Source organism: Gilvibacter sp. (genome assembly GCF_013214815.1).
In the GTDB taxonomy this organism is placed as follows: domain Bacteria; phylum Bacteroidota; class Bacteroidia; order Flavobacteriales; family Flavobacteriaceae; genus Gilvibacter.
In genome coordinates this window covers 1-17,327 of record NZ_JABSPU010000057.1, presented here as the reverse complement: position 1 = coordinate 17,327, position 17,327 = coordinate 1, and the positions used below count along the sequence as shown (strand labels likewise).

Annotated in this window: 16 protein-coding genes and 1 other RNA gene; 8 read left to right on the top strand and 9 right to left on the bottom strand. The window is 42.5% G+C overall.

Annotated elements, in window-relative coordinates:
- Positions 1 to 68 precede the first annotated feature (68 nt).
- Both HRT75_RS11175 and HRT75_RS11170 read left to right on the top strand, forming a co-directional pair.
- Positions 69 to 1,400 carry a CUB domain-containing protein gene (locus HRT75_RS11175; RefSeq protein WP_291186589.1) on the top strand — a complete coding sequence of 444 codons (1,332 nt, stop codon included), beginning with the start codon at positions 69 to 71 and terminating at the stop codon, positions 1,398 to 1,400.
- 77 nt (positions 1,401 to 1,477) lie between these two features.
- Positions 1,478 to 3,229, top strand: a complete 1,752-nt coding sequence (locus tag HRT75_RS11170) for an FG-GAP-like repeat-containing protein (protein WP_291186586.1) — start codon at positions 1,478 to 1,480, stop codon at positions 3,227 to 3,229.
- Here the strand turns inward: HRT75_RS11170 and HRT75_RS14780 are convergent, their stop codons facing one another.
- The 3 genes from HRT75_RS14780 to HRT75_RS11160 form a co-directional block, all read right to left on the bottom strand.
- A complete protein-coding gene (locus HRT75_RS14780; protein ID WP_366665059.1) occupies positions 3,230 to 3,631 on the bottom strand; it encodes a DUF2752 domain-containing protein in 402 nt (133 codons plus the stop codon).
- A complete protein-coding gene (locus tag HRT75_RS11165; protein WP_291186583.1) occupies positions 3,631 to 3,903 on the bottom strand; it encodes a CD225/dispanin family protein in 273 nt (90 codons plus the stop codon). Before HRT75_RS11165 ends, HRT75_RS14780 begins: the two co-directional genes overlap by 1 nt.
- Positions 3,904 to 4,026: 123 nt before the next feature.
- On the bottom strand, positions 4,027 to 5,856 hold the full coding sequence (locus tag HRT75_RS11160; RefSeq protein WP_291186580.1) for a T9SS type A sorting domain-containing protein: 1,830 nt from the start codon (positions 5,854 to 5,856) through the stop codon (positions 4,027 to 4,029).
- Positions 5,857 to 5,996: 140 nt separating this feature from the next.
- Between HRT75_RS11160 and HRT75_RS11155 the strand changes: the two genes are divergently transcribed.
- Positions 5,997 to 6,563, top strand: coding sequence for a Smr/MutS family protein (locus tag HRT75_RS11155; RefSeq protein ID WP_291186578.1), 567 nt, complete (start codon positions 5,997 to 5,999; stop codon positions 6,561 to 6,563).
- Here the strand turns inward: HRT75_RS11155 and HRT75_RS11150 are convergent.
- Positions 6,550 to 7,500 carry a hypothetical protein gene (locus HRT75_RS11150; protein WP_291186576.1) on the bottom strand — a complete coding sequence of 317 codons (951 nt, stop codon included), beginning with the start codon at positions 7,498 to 7,500 and terminating at the stop codon, positions 6,550 to 6,552. The genes HRT75_RS11155 and HRT75_RS11150 overlap by 14 nt on opposite strands.
- A 98-nt stretch (positions 7,501 to 7,598) precedes the next feature.
- Here HRT75_RS11150 and HRT75_RS11145 point away from each other — a divergent pair, with 98 nt between their 5' ends.
- Positions 7,599 to 8,747, top strand: coding sequence for a cysteine desulfurase family protein (locus HRT75_RS11145; protein WP_291186592.1), 1,149 nt, complete (start codon positions 7,599 to 7,601; stop codon positions 8,745 to 8,747).
- Between the two features lie 3 nt (positions 8,748 to 8,750).
- Here HRT75_RS11145 and HRT75_RS11140 read toward each other — a convergent pair whose 3' ends face one another.
- A complete protein-coding gene (locus HRT75_RS11140) occupies positions 8,751 to 11,216 on the bottom strand; it encodes a TonB-dependent receptor plug domain-containing protein (protein ID WP_291186574.1) in 2,466 nt (821 codons plus the stop codon).
- 9 nt (positions 11,217 to 11,225) lie between these two features.
- Positions 11,226 to 12,929, bottom strand: coding sequence for a peptidoglycan DD-metalloendopeptidase family protein (locus tag HRT75_RS11135; protein ID WP_291186573.1), 1,704 nt, complete (start codon positions 12,927 to 12,929; stop codon positions 11,226 to 11,228).
- Positions 12,930 to 13,147: 218 nt separating this feature from the next.
- Between HRT75_RS11135 and HRT75_RS11130 the strand changes: the two genes are divergently transcribed.
- The 4 genes from HRT75_RS11130 to rny all read left to right on the top strand — a co-directional run bounded on the left by HRT75_RS11130 (position 13,148) and on the right by rny (position 15,718).
- Positions 13,148 to 13,438, top strand: a complete 291-nt coding sequence (locus tag HRT75_RS11130) for a hypothetical protein (RefSeq protein ID WP_291186571.1) — start codon at positions 13,148 to 13,150, stop codon at positions 13,436 to 13,438.
- Between the two features lie 2 nt (positions 13,439 to 13,440).
- Positions 13,441 to 13,731 carry a cell division protein ZapA gene (locus tag HRT75_RS11125; RefSeq protein WP_291186570.1) on the top strand — a complete coding sequence of 97 codons (291 nt, stop codon included), beginning with the start codon at positions 13,441 to 13,443 and terminating at the stop codon, positions 13,729 to 13,731.
- A 52-nt stretch (positions 13,732 to 13,783) separates the two neighbouring features.
- Positions 13,784 to 13,891, top strand: a non-coding RNA gene (gene ssrS, locus HRT75_RS11120) — 6S RNA.
- A gap of 261 nt (positions 13,892 to 14,152) precedes the next feature.
- Complete coding sequence (gene rny / locus HRT75_RS11115; protein WP_291186568.1) at positions 14,153 to 15,718, top strand: ribonuclease Y; 1,566 nt, start codon at positions 14,153 to 14,155, stop codon at positions 15,716 to 15,718.
- A gap of 2 nt (positions 15,719 to 15,720) precedes the next feature.
- Here rny and HRT75_RS11110 read toward each other — a convergent pair whose 3' ends face one another.
- From HRT75_RS11110 to HRT75_RS11100, 3 genes are all read right to left on the bottom strand, one after another.
- Positions 15,721 to 16,137, bottom strand: coding sequence for a hypothetical protein (locus tag HRT75_RS11110; RefSeq protein ID WP_291186566.1), 417 nt, complete (start codon positions 16,135 to 16,137; stop codon positions 15,721 to 15,723).
- Between the two features lie 4 nt (positions 16,138 to 16,141).
- Complete coding sequence (locus HRT75_RS11105) at positions 16,142 to 16,519, bottom strand: DUF2200 domain-containing protein (RefSeq protein ID WP_291186563.1); 378 nt, start codon at positions 16,517 to 16,519, stop codon at positions 16,142 to 16,144.
- A gap of 32 nt (positions 16,520 to 16,551) precedes the next feature.
- A partial coding sequence (locus tag HRT75_RS11100; protein ID WP_291186560.1) for an aldo/keto reductase occupies positions 16,552 to 17,327 on the bottom strand: 776 nt, incomplete at its 5' end.

Genomic DNA, 17,327 nt, shown 5'->3' with positions numbered 1-17,327 from the left:
CCTTTTAAGGTGTAGCTGGTACGTTTTCTTTTGACATTTCAGACTTAAGTAATCCTGTTGTTAGTGATGTGACCATTAACGGTAAGGACGGGATTAGCCACGTTTACAAAGAATTCAGCACACAAAGAGGTGTTGTTTCTTTAGGTACTTATGTGGATGACAGTGACGGTGCCTTCACTGGAGTATGGAACTTAATTAGTGATGGAACACCACACCCTGCTGGCGCGGGAGAGGTTATTACAGAGTCTTTTGTATTGTCTCCATCAGGAAATCCCTTCACGGATACTACCATCGAAACTTTTGACTTTGCATGTTTCGGACAGACTGGAATTCCAGGTTTGATTTTATTGAATGCTGGCATTCAGAATGAAATTTGGTTATTCGACCAGTCTTCTGTTTGGGGTCCTGCAACAGCTACTTACGACTTAGGTGTAAGTACTGTAGCACGTGATGGAAATAACTTGGGATACGATTCTTTTTCTAATAAAAACGCTGGTGGTACAGCCGGTTGTTTCATTACTGAAGATCAGGGAACTTGGTCTTGGAATGGAAGAACTGGAACAGTGAGTTTCCCAGGAGACGTGCCACTACCTGTATTGACTTGTACTGATCCTATCTCTTTCTCTGCAGATACTGGAGGAACAATTCTTGACTATCGTAATGATGAAGATGTAACGCGCGTTGTAACCACGGATGATGGATCACCAATGTCGTTATACTTTACGTCTTTTGATACAGAAGGATGTTGTGATTTCTTAACCATCTATGATGGTGCAGATGCAACTGCAACTGAGATCGGAACTTATTCTGGTAGTGATTTATTCCAAGTACAAGTTGATGGAACAACCGATTCTTTGACTTTGGTGTTTTCTTCGGACGGATCAGTTACTGCTGAAGGATGGTCAGCTGAAGTATGTGGAACTGCTCCACCGCCACTAGTATGTGATGAAGACTACGTTGATACAGGAGGAACAACTGGAGACTACGGTGTAAGTGAAGATATTACATCTACCTACACAGCGCCGCTAGGTCAAGTTGTTTTGGCAACATTCCAAGTATTTAATATTGAAAGTGGATGGGACTTCATGAGAGTTTATGACGGACCAATTGAAGATGGAGCCACTGAAGTAACTGATATTAATGGTCAAATGACTTCTACTGGAACAGGTGGAGGTAATGGATTTACAGGAACACAATTGCAAGGTGAGACCTTCACTTCAAGTGGAGCAAACTTAACTTTCGTGTTCGAATCTGATACTTCTGTAACTGCTCCTGGATGGGAAATCTGTATCCAGTACGTGAGTACGGCTACAGTTGCAGAAAAAGGTGCTAAAGACACATCTGCGATCGACGCTCCATTTATGATGGTAGAAGTTGAACCAATGACTTTCAACAAATAAGAATACTCTTATTGAGATAATCTTGATATACACCCCCTGCTTCGGTTTGGGGGTGTTTTATTTAATCCCCCCGATTAATGAGATCAATCCCTCAACTAGTGATCCCGTTTTTGCTATTGGCATACGGAGGTTACACCCAAGTGCTTTTTGAAGAATCAGGAAGTGCCCTTGGAGTCAATGAAATAAGAAATATTGGTGACGGTACAGGAATAAGCTTTGTCGATTTTGATGACGACGGCTGGGATGATATTACCGTTTGCACCAACGCTGGAGAACCGGTTCGTTTCTACAAAAATACCGGAGGAAGCTTCACTGAAGTAAGTTTTGATATTGATGACCCCCTAGTTGCGTCTAAAAGCGTGGTTTGGGTGGATTTTGATAATGACGGTGACAAAGACCTCTTTGTTTCTTGCGAATCTGGCCCCAATAAATTTTACCGCAATGACGATTTTAGTTTTGTAGACATTACGGAGGCTGCAGGCTTTCCGACTACCAATGTATTCACTAATTCAGCGTCATGGGGTGACTTCGACAACGATGGCCTCTTAGATGTCTTTTTGGCCAATCGTGATTTGGACCAAGTGGATCCCAATATGTTATTTAAAAATAACGGTGATGGAACTTTTACTTTGGTCAATGATGAAACGTTGATCGGTAATCGATCTGAACTTAGTTTTCAAGGAACATTTTACGACATCAACAATGATGGTCATATGGAAATTTACTTGATCAATGACCGATTGGTGAGTAAAAACGTCATGTATAAAAACTTGGGCAATGGAACTTTTTCTGATATCAGTTTTTTCTCAGGTTCAGATTATCAAATGAACGCGATGAGTTCGGCCATTGAAGAGTATGATTACGATGGTTATGTGGATATCTATATTACTAATACCACAATAGATTCAAGTGACCCCGATCCGGGAAATTATTTGATGAAAAATAATGGTGATGAAACCTTTAGCAATATGGCAATAAGTGCTGGGGTGCAATTCGGTTATTTCTCCTGGGGAGCTGTTTGGCTTGATGGAGACTTGGATGGCTATTTAGATTTGTACGTCAGCGGACAATTCGCGACAGATGGTGGAGGAGTTTTACCAGCAGCTTATTATGACAATCAAGGTGATGCAACTTTTGAGCGCGTAATTGGTCAAGGATTTGAAGAGGATCTGGCCTTTTCTTATGGTAACGCCATGGGAGATATTGATAACGACGGATATCCAGATATTGTGGTGGCTAATCGCGATCCTTATCAGGACTATATTTGGAAAAATAAAACCGGAGAGCTCAATGATAACAACTACTTTAAGGTCAAATTGGAAGGAACTGTTAGCAATCGTGATGGTATTGGAGCACGTATAGAGCTTTTGGCCAATGGACTGACTCAGTATCGCTTTACAGCGACTATAGAGGGCTATTTAAGTCAAAATTCAGAGGCAGAGTTCTTTGGTATTGGTGATGCCATGACTGTAGATCAAGTTAAAGTATACTGGCCCAGTGGAATTGTAGATATTTATACAGATCTCAACGCCAATCAAACCGTTACCATAATTGAAGACAATGCCATTCTAAGTACAGAAGATCGAGCATTCAATCAAGGATTTACGCTTTATCCTAATCCCGCTACCGAAATTCTGAATTTACAGCATACACTGGAGCCTATGGATTCTTATGTCATCTATAACACTTTAGGCCAAAATGTACTCAGTGGCGAGTTAAATGCAACAAATACTGCACAGATCGACGTATCAAGCCTTGCTGCAGGTGTATTTGTATTGAAAGTTACAAGCAATCAAAACACAATTACGGAACGCTTTGTGAAGCACTAATCAAGGTGCTAAATAGCAAAATGGCTGAAAGGGAATATTTCTCAGAGCCCAGAACACCAACACAATGATCAAAACCACTTTTGGAAAGATGGGTTTGTAAATGTAGTTGGTGATTTGCTTTTTAGATAGTTGATTATAGACAGTGACCCCAAAATTGTAGAGGACTACTCCAAGAGCTGGTAGGAATAAAAAATTAAAGGAAGCAGTCTTACCAAACTCTAAATGAACCAAGCTGTGCAAGGCCCTTTGGCTTCCGCAACCCGGACAATAAACCCCTGTCAAACTATAAAAAGGACATTTGGGAAACCAATTGAAATCTTCTGGATTGTAAAAATAATATACCAGTAGTAAAGCTACTACTGGTATAGATGCAAGGATAATGTTTTTAAAGCTGATTTTCACTAGCCCAAATTCCCAAGTGCTGCAATCCCTATTACGAAATAGATGATGGCTACTATTACGTATTGTAAGATACCTATAATAAAGCCCCAGAGGGTCCAAGTTTTGGCTTGCTTAGAGGCGGCTAGTGCAACTTCAATATTGCCCGCTTCATACTCAGAATTCACCTTAGCGGCATTTACAATTCCAATGATCCCGAAGATCAAACAGCAAAAAATGGTTACAAGGATGGATTCTACAAGATAGTTTTTAGGTTTCTTTTGATTTTCTTCCATGGTTATTTAGTTGATTGGTTGTGAAGGCATTTTGCCTGAAAGTTTGAAAGTAATAAAAATATCAGGCAAATAAAAAATCCCCATTTTTAATGGGGATTTTAACTATACTTAATTTGAGGGTTGTTATTTGTTCAACACTCGGAGTTTTTCTGTTTTAATCGCTCCGTCTTTTGTTTGGATTCTCAGAATGTAAATACCATCAGCGAGAAGTCCTGTAGGGTAGGAGTAGCGTGCGTCATCACCAAGATCACTGCGCGTCCACAAAGTGCGTCCGTTGATATCATACAAGGTAGCGGTCTCCAAAACCAATAACTCATCATTCAAGATTTCTACTTGCTTGGAAGAATTATTCTGGAACACTTGTACTTTCGCTTCTACTGCAGCTGTGGCAGCCGTAGCAGGATTTTCTGCTTTCATAAAGGTTACGAAGAAACGGTCTTCGTATATCCCAGGAGCAAGGTCGTTTACTTCTGTATAATATTCCTTGTTAAGTTCTTGATACGTATTGTTTACGGCATCAAAAAGGTACATATCTTTATTAAACGCTACACGTTCTGTAACGTACAGTCTAAAGGTCGATGTTTCACCAACTTTGAAAGCCAATGGTATCATTGCATCTTTTTGAAACGGTACCGTTTGAATGATGTATTCATTGTCGGGATCATCAGCAATACTCCAATAAATATCATTTTCAAAGTCTCTTGGGCTCTTCGCATCCATCCCTCGGTCTTCGCCAAATGTGGCCTTTTCATAGAATAAGAGTGCTACAGGTGAGGCAAAGTTATCATTTACAAAGGCGGTTAGTCTTACAAACGGACGCTCTCGTTGACTTTCTGGGTCAGTGTCTTCCTCAGCTTCATCGTCAATGTCCATGGCTGTTGCGCTGCTACTTGAGCCGCTTTTAAACTCAGAAAAGGTAGCGGCACCTTCCACAACATACTCACGATATTCATCACGCATAGTCACCGAGCCATTAGCAGCTCCACGTACCATAAAACCTTGGCCAATAGGAGCATAACGACGCTCAATTAAGGCAGTTCCGCTTGTCCCAGTTGGAGGTCCGGAAGAACCATCACCTGCGTATGATAAAAAGATTGCTGGCTGATAGAAACCATCTGCCGTGCCGTCTGCAGTCCATACCGCATATCCTCCTTGATAAGCATTTAGATAATGCGAGTTAACCGCATGATCTTGCTCCCAGTAGAAAGCTTGCGCATCAACGTCGGGATTCCCGTCAAAAAATTCTTGTAAATCAACAGCTGAAGGATAGGGATTACCGATCAAGGTCAATTGATCTTCAAGTACCGCATTGGTAATATTACCGCTATTAGGTTTTCCTCTAAAGTCGTATTCCTGTTGAGGAGTACTGGCTAAATCTGCGCCAACATCCACGCCTTTCATGGTGAATCCTTGACCAGGGCCCACGGTAGTGTTTTGGCCCACATATACCCAATCTGAGTAGGTGGTACCTGCTGTATACTTCCAGATCCAACGCGTCGAAATGGTCAAGGGGCTGGATGTTCCGTTAAATCCAGCTGTCCTTAAGGCTTGATCACTATCCGTTATATCTACAACCTCATGGAATTTTCGAATACCGAAATATTCGTTTCCAGCGGCTCCGGAAGCACTTCCTACAGGAGATGCCCAAAAGTTATATTCATAACGATCGGCGAATCCTTGCTGATAAACAGAGAGTAGACCGGTACCTGAATTGGCTCCAGCTCCTGTGTTTCCCTGAATAAGCTGACTGTTGCCGCGTAAATAAATACTAGCTTCTGTAGTGGGATCGTTTGTGTTTAAAGTCAAATTAATTTCATCATCTACATAGAGAACCTGATCGTTCACATAGATATAGGAGTCCGTCGAAGAAGTAGGATTCGGTCGGACAGAAAGCTGTGCGATTGCTGAAGTGAGACCAGCTGCAAAGCATGAGACTAACACTAGTTTTTTCATGGTTTTCAACAAGTTATGGGTGTACTTATTGGGGGCAAGTACTATTATTTGTCATAAAAGTAGGAAAAAACTAAACGTTCCAAGAACAAAATCGATAAATTACCTGAAAATTACGTGTAATCTGGTCTAAATGACGTTAAATGGCAGTTAATCAGGGTTTTTCCATTGGTGATCGCGTGGAGGCTATCGAAGATAATACCCAAGGAGTAATCGTTTCTATTGATCAAGGAATAGCCCTTGTAAGAACTGAGGATGGATTCGAATTGGAATTTGAACTCTATGAACTCGTTCCGCAGCTAGCCCATCAACCATTAAATATGGCTGCCGCTGCGCACAAGCAGAAAGAAGTGCAACAAGAAGCACGCAAGAAACACAAGCAGAAGCAACAACCCAAAAGAGCCAAGACCATTCCGCCTATGGAGGTGGATTTGCATATTGAAAAATTGGTAAAGGATCATCGTCGTTTGATGCCTCATGAGCATTTGGAGATCCAATTGGATAGAGCCAAGCGAAGTATCGATTTGGCAATCCAAAAAAAGCTTCCCAAATTAGTCCTGATTCACGGAGTGGGAGAAGGGGTGCTCAAGGCAGAGCTGCACTTTCTTATAGGCCGTTATGACGGTTTACGCCATGAACCGGCAGACTATCAAAAATACGGGCAAGGCGCTACACTAATACATGTAAGCCAAAAAGCTAGTCGTTGGTAAACTCCGGTGTTACGGTGAATGTCGCGTTGAAGGCGTCATCAATAGTTCCTAAGAATAATGACTCACGAATCAATTCCTCAGTACCATTACTTAGCACCAAATCTAGGAGTGTCACAGTAACAGACGTATTTAAAGTAAAGCTGTGTTGGCGGTAAGATTCCACAACCGTTTCATTAGCGACCGCTGGATTTAAATAGTCCGGGCCTACAGAAGGATCGGTCACATCGTCAGCTGGATTCTCATTGGAATTGGTGTCCTCATTACGGGTAAGAATACCGTCTCCATCGTCATCCGGGTCTAGATAATCTGGAATCCCGTCATTATCGGTATCTCTTGGGTTTGTAAAAGGGTTGTCATCACCGTCTGCATTTTCATTATCGAGCTCATTCTCTGTAGGAATATTATCCCCATCGTCATCAAAATCGATATAATCAGGAAGACCATCTCCGTCCGTATCCAAAGGATTCGTGAATGGGTCATCATCACCATCTTCATTGAGCTCATCCAGCTCATTGTCTAAGGCGATTCCGTCGTTGTCATCCTCAACAGCAATCACATCCAATACAGCATCTCCAGAATTTCCGGCGAAATCATCAACTATTTGAGGTTCTGATGGAGTCACATTGCTGCAAAAGAAGCTGGCGTCAACTTCTCCGGTATACGTTCGGTAATTCACAAAATTGCTAGTACCGTTTAGCGCATAAGTGCGCTCTGCAGTAGAAAGGTAAATTTCATCGCTGGTTCCTAAAACCAAAGAGATGGATTCCAAATTGGTGTTATTGACCTTAAAGAAGACGTAATCTCCTACCTCTCCGCAGTTCGTAAGTGCAATATCATCAAAGTCAAAAGTAGTTACAATAATGTCTCCATCATCACAAGAAATAGCAGTGATAACAAGGCTTAAGAGTAATAAAAGTCGGGAGGTAAATCGTTTCATAGATCAAAAAAAAGTCCGCAGACAGTACTAAAAACGAAAATACTCGAAATATGTTATTTTTGCTATACTTTAACCAACAATAACTAAATTTTAAGGCTCTGAAAACTGTATATCTAGATTCAGCTGCAACCACGCAACTTCGTCCAGAAGTGGTAGAAACCATGACCGCCGTGCTTGCCGATTCTTTTGGGAATCCCTCTTCCACCCACCACAGTGGGCGAGCGTCTAAATCGCTTATTGAAAAAGCCCGAAAGGACATTGCCAAACAACTCAATGTGCATCCCGGAGAGATCATTTTTACCTCAGGAGGAACAGAGGCTGACAATTTGATCTTACAAAGCTGTGTGCGTGATCTTGGTGTAGAGCGAATCATTTCTTCTCCCATCGAGCACCACGCTGTTTTACATACCATAGAGGAGTTGGCAGCAGATAGAGGAATTCAAGCCGATTGGGTTAACATCAAAAAATGCAGCAATATAGACTACGAGCATTTGGCCGAATTACTTTCAGACACCTCTAAAAAGACCCTCGTTAGTCTTATGCATATCAATAATGAGGTAGGAACTAAGCTTGACGTAGAGCGCGTCGCTGCAATGACCAAAGAAGCTGGAGCCTATTTTCATTCCGACACTGTGCAGTCTATTGGACATTACGATGTGGATCTAGGTGCTTCTGGAATTGATTTTGCTGTCGTGGCCGCACACAAATTCCACGGGCCAAAAGGTGCTGGTTTTGCTTACGTTAGAAAGGATACCGGTTTAAAACCATTGATCTTTGGAGGAGCTCAAGAGCGCGGTATGCGTGCTGGTACAGAGTCAACACACAATATTGTAGGTATGGCTAAGGCCCTAGAGATGGCTTATGCCAATTTAGAAGAAGAACGTGCCTATATCCAAGGAATCAAGGATTATTTCATTGCGCAGCTCAAGGAGCATATGCCAGGAATCAATTTTAATGGCAGTTGTGCGGATCCTTCGCAGAGCACGTATACACTATTGAACGTCTGTCTACCTATTCCACCACAAAAGGCTTTGATGCTCTTGTTTCAAATGGATCTAAAAGGTATTGCCTGTTCCAAAGGAAGTGCATGTCAAAGTGGAAGTACTGGAGCATCTCATGTGCTTTCGGCCTTTTTGAGTGAAGAAGACCTCAAAAAACCTTCCTTGCGTTTCTCTTTCAGCATCTTCAATACAAAAGAGGAGATCGATTACGTAGTAGGTATTCTAAAAGAATTTATTGAAAGCTAGTTGTTAGAACTTCATTCTTAACCTCAGGTTGAATACACGAGGCGTTAAGAAGTTCGGGATGGAAAACTGAACCTTCGAGTTCACATCGCGTACAAAAGTGCTGGTGATGGAGTTTCTCACGTCAAAGATGTTGAAGATCTCTGCTCCGAAGCTCAATTCTTTAAAGTTGCTCAAGAAGCCGTTTTCGCGTTTGAAGTCCTGCTGATCCACCAATACATAAGACACACCTACGTCAGCGCGGCGATAGTCTCTCAGTCGAGTTTGGAAATCATATGGATCTGCATAACTCGGCGAACCTGCCGGTAATCCAGTGTTATAGACCAAATTCAAATAAGCTTTCAATTGTGGGATCACAGGCACGTAATCTTGGAAGAGAATGGCGATTTTAAAGCGCTGATCGGTAGGCCTAAAAATATACCCGCGATCATCAATATTCTCCTCGGTCTTCATAAAGCCCATACTGACCCAACTTTCTGTTCCAGGCACAAACTCACCCGCTAGACGCATATCCAATCCGTAGGCATAGGCAACAGCATTGTTGCGAGCCCGGTAGCGTATACGAACGTTTTCTAAAGTATATGGATTGACGTCGGTCAGGTCTTTATAATAGATCTCTGAATTCAAGGTAAATGGGCGCCCCCAAAGCTTAAAGCTGTAATCGTTACCCACTACAATGTGGATGGATTGTTGCGCTTTAACGCCTGGTTGAACCGTTCCAGTAGAATCCCTCAACTCACGATAGAAAGGAGGCTGATGGTAAAAACCACCAGAGAGACGGAACAACATGTCCATGTCCCAATCCGGCTTAATAGCAAACTGTACTCTAGGGCTTACCACCGTTTGAGTCACCGATTCAATATTATCTCCAGAAACCGTCCAATTGTGTGCGCGAACACCGGCGTTTAGCCATACATCGCTGCTTCCCCAAGTGGTTTTGCGACTCCATTGCGCATATCCCGAGAATCGGTTGGTCTGCACATCATTTTGAGCGCGAATGGTATTGAAAGGAACTATTGGTGTTGCGTTCGGGCTGTAGGGTTGGTCGTTTCTAAATTCCACTAAGGGTGGACGGATGGAAAAGCCTGCCGAGTCAATGATCTCATATTCCTCTACACGGTCAATGATATCCTCACGAGTGTATTTCACGCCGTATTCAAATTTATTGTCTCCAACAGCCAAGTTTCCTTTGTGCTCTACATTGATGATCAAAGCATCCAGGTCGTTTCTGGCATGGGTGAGTTGTGATCCAATTCCTTCGCTGAATTCAACTTCTCCGAGATTCTCGTCTCCAATATTGTTGTTTACCTGTCCCAAACGGTAGTTGGCAAAGATGTCAAAGTATTCCTGTTCCTGTGTTTGGAAGATGGAAGCGATGAATTTGGCCGTATAGTTCTCAGAGACTAAATAGGTTCCCTTTAAAGCACCAAAATAAGTATCGTAGCGGTCTTCTTCCTGGCCTTCATAAAAAATGAGCAAGGAGATAGGATCCGCTAAGGTTCCAAAATTGGTTTGACGGGTTTGTGGTTCAAAACTGTATCTGTTGATTGCCGCATTCCCTAAAAAGCTCAAATCAAACCGATTATTGACTTTGTAGTTCAAATAGGCCTGGGCGTCTGCAAAGCGCGGTCTAAAGTTAGTCTCGGTTTGTTTGGCGTTTACAAAAAGGCTGTTATCGCGGTAGCGCAAACCAACCATTCCGCTCAAGCGACCGTCGTTTGAAATACTTCCTGCCGATACACTTGCACCCAAAAGGCTCAAATCTGCACTGGCTTCAAATTCTGTGGGTTTCTTATAGGTAATGTCGAGTACAGAAGACAAACGATCTCCGTACTTGGCTTGGAATCCTCCTGCAGAAAAATCTACAGAAGAAGTCAAGTCTGTATTGACAAAACTCAATCCTTCTTGTTGTCCACTTCTGATCAAAAAGGGCCTGTATACCTCAATCTCATTCACGTAGAGCAGGTTTTCATCAAAGTTACCTCCACGCACTGTATACTGCGTACTGAGCTCATCGTTTCCACCAACTCCCGGCAAGGATTTGATCAAATTCTCAACTCCAGCGTTGGCTCCAGGAATTCTACGCACCGTTGCAGGAGAAATAGAAGTTACCCCTTGAACTTGTTTGTTTTCACGCCCCGTGATCACTACTTCTGTGATCTGAGTAACATCCACCTGCATCTGCGGGTTGAACTCGTAATCTTCATTACTGTCTAGGTTCAAGCGAATCTGCACCATTTTGTGTCCCACGTGGGTAAAGGTGACCACCACTTCTTCGTTTGCGGGAATTTCCAGGAAATAGAATCCACTGAAATCAGTGAGTGTTCCTCCATCGGCATAGGTTACGTTTGCTGAGTCCAGAGGGTTGTTATCCGGGTCAAAAACGATACCTCTAACGGTCGCCGTTTGAGCGTGAACAAAAGAAGTGAGTAATACAAAGAATAATAAAAACGGGAGTCTAGAAGGTTTCAAACGCGTTGGTTATGATTGTTTTCTAAAAAAGGTTGCTTCAAATGTAGTACTATTTCCCACATTATCTACTACAACCAACTTCAAATTGTTTTCGGTATCAGTGCTGATATTATCCCCGAAATCATAAGTTAAAACGTCCTTTTTGTAATTATATTCCATAAGGATGAATTTGCCGTTGAGTGTAGCGCGGTAGGACTTAATGCCGCTGCCTTCATCCTCGATCTTGATCTTTAGGGTTTTGTTGTTGCTGATCCATTTTTGATCCTGAAAGTTCTCTGGGCTAATGGTTGGTGCTTCCAGATCCGATGCTAGCGCATAGGTTCCAAAGGTTCTGGTGCGGATCGATAGTTTTTTGCCTTTCCGATAGGTGGTGTTGTAATACGGCTCTCCTTTGTAGTTCAAACGTCCAATAAACAACTTGGAGAGGTCCTTTTCGGAATAGTTGCTCGCATCAAAGCTGATGGTAATGTTTTTGTGGATCGGGACTTCATCGTAATGGAAATCCAAAGTATCTGCCTCGGCTTCTATATCCAAATACACATCTTCATAAAGACTGTTGCTAGGAATAAAGACAGAGAATTTTCCTTTAGTTATGGAAGTGTTTTCTGCAGCGCTCACAAAATTTAGTCCATCGTTGTCTTCAGCCTTTGGAGTGCTCGTGGTAGAGGTGCCCTCTATCGGAATGTCTATGCGAACGGTATTGTCTTGAAAATCTTTTACAGTGATGGAGTAAACCCCTTGGAATCCTTCTTCTACTTCAATAAGTCCGCTGGCATCTTGATTCTTAAAAAGACTCAAAGGGTTGTTAGGAGCTACAAAAAGACGTTGGACGCGGCTTTTGTTGCGTTGCCAATAACCGTAATCGATGTATTGATTCAAGTAACGGGTTTCATTAAAGCTGAATCGATCAAAAAGGACTTCCAATTTGGTTTCGCCATTGTAGCTTGTTTTGATCTCGTAGACTCCATTTTTGTTGGAGGCGCCATCCATTTGGTCATAGGCGGAAATTCCAAAGCCGATCTGCCCAATGGCTTTTACCTTTTCGGTTTTAAAGGAGCCGTCCTTCTGCGGGATCAATCTAAGTTTCACTGGCTTGAAGGCATTATTGATATGTGCTTCAGAGCTCTGCGGATAAGCAATCACGCTGTTGATCAAGGGTTTTTTGCCGTCTGAGATTTCCACGCCAAACAGCATAGGGTTCATCGGGCGGGAATTCCCATCGCGAATCTCAAAGTGAAGGTGGGGCCCTCCGCTGCTGCCGCTATTACCCGAATAAGCGATCAAGTCTCCTTTTTTTACGGGGAGCATTTCCGCTTCGGGGAAAAGCTCAATGACATAAGACTCCTTTTTGTACTGCTGACCCTTTACATAATCTTGAATGTCTCCAGCATAATTACTTAAATGTGCATATACTGTTGAATAGCCGTTTGGATGCTTGATGTAAAGCGCCTTACCGTAGCCGTAATGAGCAACTTTTATTCGACTCACAAACCCATCCGCAGGTGCGTAAATAGGAATACCAATGCGTTGTTGCGTTTTAATATCTAAACCAGAATGAAAATGGTTACTGCGGAGTTCCCCAAAGCTTCCCGAGAGAATCAGTGGAATTTCCATCGGATTGGAAAAGTAGTCCTGAGGGACTTCTGGTGCTTGCGCGAGTCCATCAGCAATAAAACAAAGGCAGAGGAGTAACCAAAGTGAAATTCGGTTCATAAATGTAAATTGAAATTGAGGTTGCTGTTCCAAAAAGTAATGATACAAAATAATACAACGCAGAACTACCCTAAATATGTCTGAGTATATAAAATTAAGCCCCCAATTTTTAGACCAAATTCCCGCCCATGCCCTAGGCTTAAAAAAACTTTAAAATTATTGGCTTATTAGAAGGGGTATGTTAACTTTGTGTAGTTAGCATTGAATGACTGGCCACTATGAGTGATCTTTCTCAAATTGTTGATTCACTAGAAAATAGAATCAGTAAGCTTCTACACAGAAGCGATTTGTTGCGTAAATCCAATATGGAGTTGCAACAGGAATTGACTGCTTTAAAGCAACAGAAGCAGGAAATCATGGAAGACATCAACGGGTGGAAGCAAAAGTATGAAACCCTAAAGACGGCCAATGCAATGCTGGGCAGCGACCAATATAAACGAGAAACGAAGCTCAAAATAAATGCATTAGTACGGGAACTGGATCACTGTATAGCCCAGATGTCCGAATAAATATGGCCGAAACGCTAAAAATAAAACTCTCTGTAGCCGATAGAGTCTACCCTTTAACCATAAGCCCTGACAAAGAAGAGGGCTTGAGAAAGGCGGCCAAAAAGATCGAGCAGATGATTCAGCGTTTTGAACAGAACTATGCGGTAAGAGACAAACAAGACGTACTGGCCATGTGTGCCTTACAGTTTGCAGCTCAAGTAGAGCAACGTTCTATAGATAAGGATAACGACCTGGAAGAGATCGAAGCAAAACTCGCTTCTTTGGATCAATTACTCCAGGACCATATGTCCTAAACGTTCTTTAAATAAAACTAGGTTACTGCCTACATTGATACAAATTTGGTAAACTCAACAGGAATTCTTTAAAAAGGGTGAGTTGAAGCTGTAAAAGCAGGCCGTCTTTGAACGGATCCTTGACCAGCTTGTTAGCCCTAAACTTGTTTTTAAGGAGTTTATACAATTTATCGCTATCGATGTAGGCTTTTTTTTAGGGATCCCAACTTCGAGTTTTCATCTCCTAAAAAATGGCCTTAGCCCGTTTACCCTTCGTTATTCCGCTTACGCGTAGCGCTGCTATGCGTTGCGCAGAATGCCTCGGCTAACCAAGCTAATGCTCATTTTCGGTTAAATAAAAACTCAAAGTTGTGACCCTATAATTATATACTGAATAATCTGCTTTATCGAAGTGAATGGTTATTCATAATCACACCATCAAATGGATACAACTATCATATATATCGCCTTGGGATTGGGCGGGCTCATTCTAGGATTTGTAATCGCTAAAATGCTCGAAAAGTCTAAAGGTTCCCAACTTGTCGGGGAGGCTAAAAAGAATGCTATTAGCATTGTAAAAGAAGCCAAAAGTGAGGCAGAAAGCATCAAGAAAGACAAGATACTTCAGGCCAAAGAGAAATTTATAGAACTCAAGGCAGAACACGAAAAGGTGATTCTCAATCGTGAAAAGAAGATGTCAGAAGCAGAAAAGCGCACCCGCGACAAAGAATCACAAGTATCCAACGAACTTTCCCGAAATAAAAAACTTAACTCTTCTCTAGAGTCTAAGAAGAAAGAATACGACGACCGTTTGAACTTTTTGGATAAGCGCCAGGCAGAAGTTGAGAAGGTTCACCGCCGTCAGGTAGAACAGTTGGAGGTGATCTCTAGCCTATCTGCAGAAGACGCTAAAGAACAACTTATTGAGAGCTTGCGAGAAGAGGCCAAGACAGATGCTATGGCTTTTATTCAGTCTTCCATTGAAGAAGCAAAACTCACCGCGCAACAAGAGGCTAAAAAGGTAGTGATCAACACCATTCAGCGTATCGGAACTGAAGAATCCATTGAGAACTGTGTCTCTGTGTTCAACTTGGAAAGCGATGATGTTAAAGGTCGAATCATTGGTCGTGAGGGACGTAATATTCGCGCCCTAGAAGCTGCGACAGGAGTAGAGATCATTGTGGACGACACTCCAGAGGCGATCATCCTGTCTTGTTTTGATTCAGTACGCCGCGAAGTGGCACGACTGTCTTTGCACAAATTAGTAACAGATGGACGTATTCACCCAGCCCGTATTGAGGAGATCGTTAAAAAGACCACCAAACAGATCAACGAGGAGATCGCAGAGGTAGGTAAAAGAACCGCAATTGATCTAGGTATTCACGGATTGCATCCGGAATTGATCAAGACCGTAGGGCGTATGAAGTATCGTTCCTCTTACGGACAAAACTTATTGCAACACTCACGTGAAGTGGCCAAGCTTTGCGGAGTAATGGCCTCTGAACTCGGATTGAATCCAAAACTGGCCAAACGTGCCGGTTTGCTGCACGATATCGGTAAAGTTCCTGAAAACGAAACCGAAGTACCTCACGCCTTATTGGGAATGCAATGGGCGGAGAAGTATGGCGAAAAACCAGACGTTTGCAATGCGATTGGTGCCCACCACGACGAGATCGAGATGACTTCTTTACTGTCTCCAATTGTACAGGTTTGTGATGCCATCTCTGGTGCGAGACCAGGAGCGCGTAGACAGGTATTGGATTCTTATATTCAGCGTCTTAAGGACTTGGAGGATATTGCCTTCGGATTCAGCGGTGTAACTAAAGCCTATGCGATCCAAGCTGGACGTGAACTACGTGTGATGGTTGAATCTGAAAAGGTCAGCGATGATAAGGCGGCACAGTTATCTTTTGAGATTTCTCAAAAGATACAGACAGACATGACTTATCCTGGGCAAGTAAAGGTTACGGTGATTCGCGAAACGCGAGCGGTCAATATTGCGAAGTAAATCTAGTCTTCCTTGAACAGTGTATCTGTTTTAAGGTAGCTGCCGAGATCTTTAAACGACAAACCGTCAATTAGTACGGTTTGATGCTCCTCTTGTATTAATTCCCATTCATCGGAGATATCAGCGTAGGTTGTTGGAGTATAGTATTCAACCGCCACTATAAAATCCCATGCTGCAGTTTCGTTATTATCCGCGTTCACAAGAAGTTCATAATCATTAAAGAGTCCACGGGATATAGCAACACTATCCATTTTAAGCCAATTGGCCTCTAAAAACGACTTTAAATTTTCTTTTTGTCCTGGCTTGGCTTTAAGGTAAGTATAAGTCCAAGTGTTGTTTGAATCATCTTTGGGGTTTTGTTCTGTGTTTCCGCACGACATAAAGAGAACTATTGTTAATGCCACCAAGGAGAACTTCATATGCTTAGGCTTTGGGTTTTCTGAGGATACTTTCCATTTTTTTACCACAGGCAAGTTCGTCAATTAGCTTATCCAAATAGCGGGAATTGCGTGTGGTCTCATTGGTGATCTCTTCCACGCGATAGCCGCAGATAACTCCGGTGATTAAATGTGCATTCGGGTTTAGGGTGCAGCCGGCAAAGAAATCCCTAAAGTTGGTTTTATTTTCTGCGTGAGTCAGCACTTGGTCTTTATTATAGCCAGTAAGCCACTCCATTACCTGGTACATTTCCTCTTGGGTTCGCCCTTTCTTTTCAACCTTGCTGATATTATGCGGAAGTATGGAATCAAAGACCATATTGGCGATCCGCTCGTCGTGATGACTGGTGTCTGATTTGGCCATGATTTATGGGTTAGTTAGCTTAAAGCTGCAAATTAATCATCATAAATATTCACATAACCTTTTTCTTGGTTCTCAAAGAATTTGCCATTGACATAGCGGAAATGACGATCTAACCCAGCGATTGTATTCATATCCTCTTCGGAGAGTGATAGATCTGCGGCAGCGAGATTCTGAGCCTGACGGCCTTTATTGGTCGATTTTGGAATCACCGTATTTCCTCTGTTCACATGCCAACCTAAAAGGACTTGAGCAGGGGTAACTTCATGTTTATCAGCTATGGCTTTGATCTCTGGAAGCTCAAACATATTCGGCTCATCTTCTGCCTTCATGGCGTCAGATCGATCTGTAGAGCCTAAAGGCGAATAGGCCGTGATTAAGATTCCATTTTCCTTGCAAAAGCTATGCAATTTAGGCTGTTGGAGTAGTGGGTGCCCTTCCACCTGATTCATTTCTGGAGCCTCCTCAGCATTGGCCATCACACGCTTGAGTTTTGGAATGCTAAAGTTGGATACGCCAATGTGTTTGGCCAAACCGTCTTTCTTGGCAGCTTCCATTGCTGACCAAGTTTCTTCCAATGGAATTTCATTCAGAGAAGCGTACTGACTTGGATTCTCCGGAAAGGTCACTCCAGGCTGAAAGGCCACAGGCCAGTGGATCAAATACAGATCCAAATAATCCAGTCGAAGGTCTTTCAAGGTCTTCTCTAAGGCCGGTCGTACATCGTTGCCTTTATGAGAATCATTCCACAATTTAGAGGTTATAAATAGCTCTTCTCGTTTGACCAATCCGCGGTCAAAAGCTTCCTGAA

Bases quoted from the DNA above. Each gene is read 5' to 3' on its own strand.
- HRT75_RS11170 (WP_291186586.1), top strand. From the start codon at position 1,478: ATGAGATCAATCCCTCAACTAGTGATCCCGTTTTTGCTATTGGCATAC.
- HRT75_RS11165 (WP_291186583.1), bottom strand. From the start codon at position 3,903: ATGGAAGAAAATCAAAAGAAACCTAAAAACTATCTTGTAGAATCCATC.
- HRT75_RS11160 (WP_291186580.1), bottom strand. From the start codon at position 5,856: ATGAAAAAACTAGTGTTAGTCTCATGCTTTGCAGCTGGTCTCACTTCA.
- HRT75_RS11155 (WP_291186578.1), top strand. From the start codon at position 5,997: ATGGCAGTTAATCAGGGTTTTTCCATTGGTGATCGCGTGGAGGCTATC.
- HRT75_RS11150 (WP_291186576.1), bottom strand. From the start codon at position 7,500: ATGAAACGATTTACCTCCCGACTTTTATTACTCTTAAGCCTTGTTATC.
- HRT75_RS11135 (WP_291186573.1), bottom strand. From the start codon at position 12,929: ATGAACCGAATTTCACTTTGGTTACTCCTCTGCCTTTGTTTTATTGCT.
- HRT75_RS11130 (WP_291186571.1), top strand. From the start codon at position 13,148: ATGAGTGATCTTTCTCAAATTGTTGATTCACTAGAAAATAGAATCAGT.
- HRT75_RS11125 (WP_291186570.1), top strand. From the start codon at position 13,441: ATGGCCGAAACGCTAAAAATAAAACTCTCTGTAGCCGATAGAGTCTAC.
- rny (WP_291186568.1), top strand. From the start codon at position 14,153: ATGGATACAACTATCATATATATCGCCTTGGGATTGGGCGGGCTCATT.
- HRT75_RS11110 (WP_291186566.1), bottom strand. From the start codon at position 16,137: ATGAAGTTCTCCTTGGTGGCATTAACAATAGTTCTCTTTATGTCGTGC.
- HRT75_RS11105 (WP_291186563.1), bottom strand. From the start codon at position 16,519: ATGGCCAAATCAGACACCAGTCATCACGACGAGCGGATCGCCAATATG.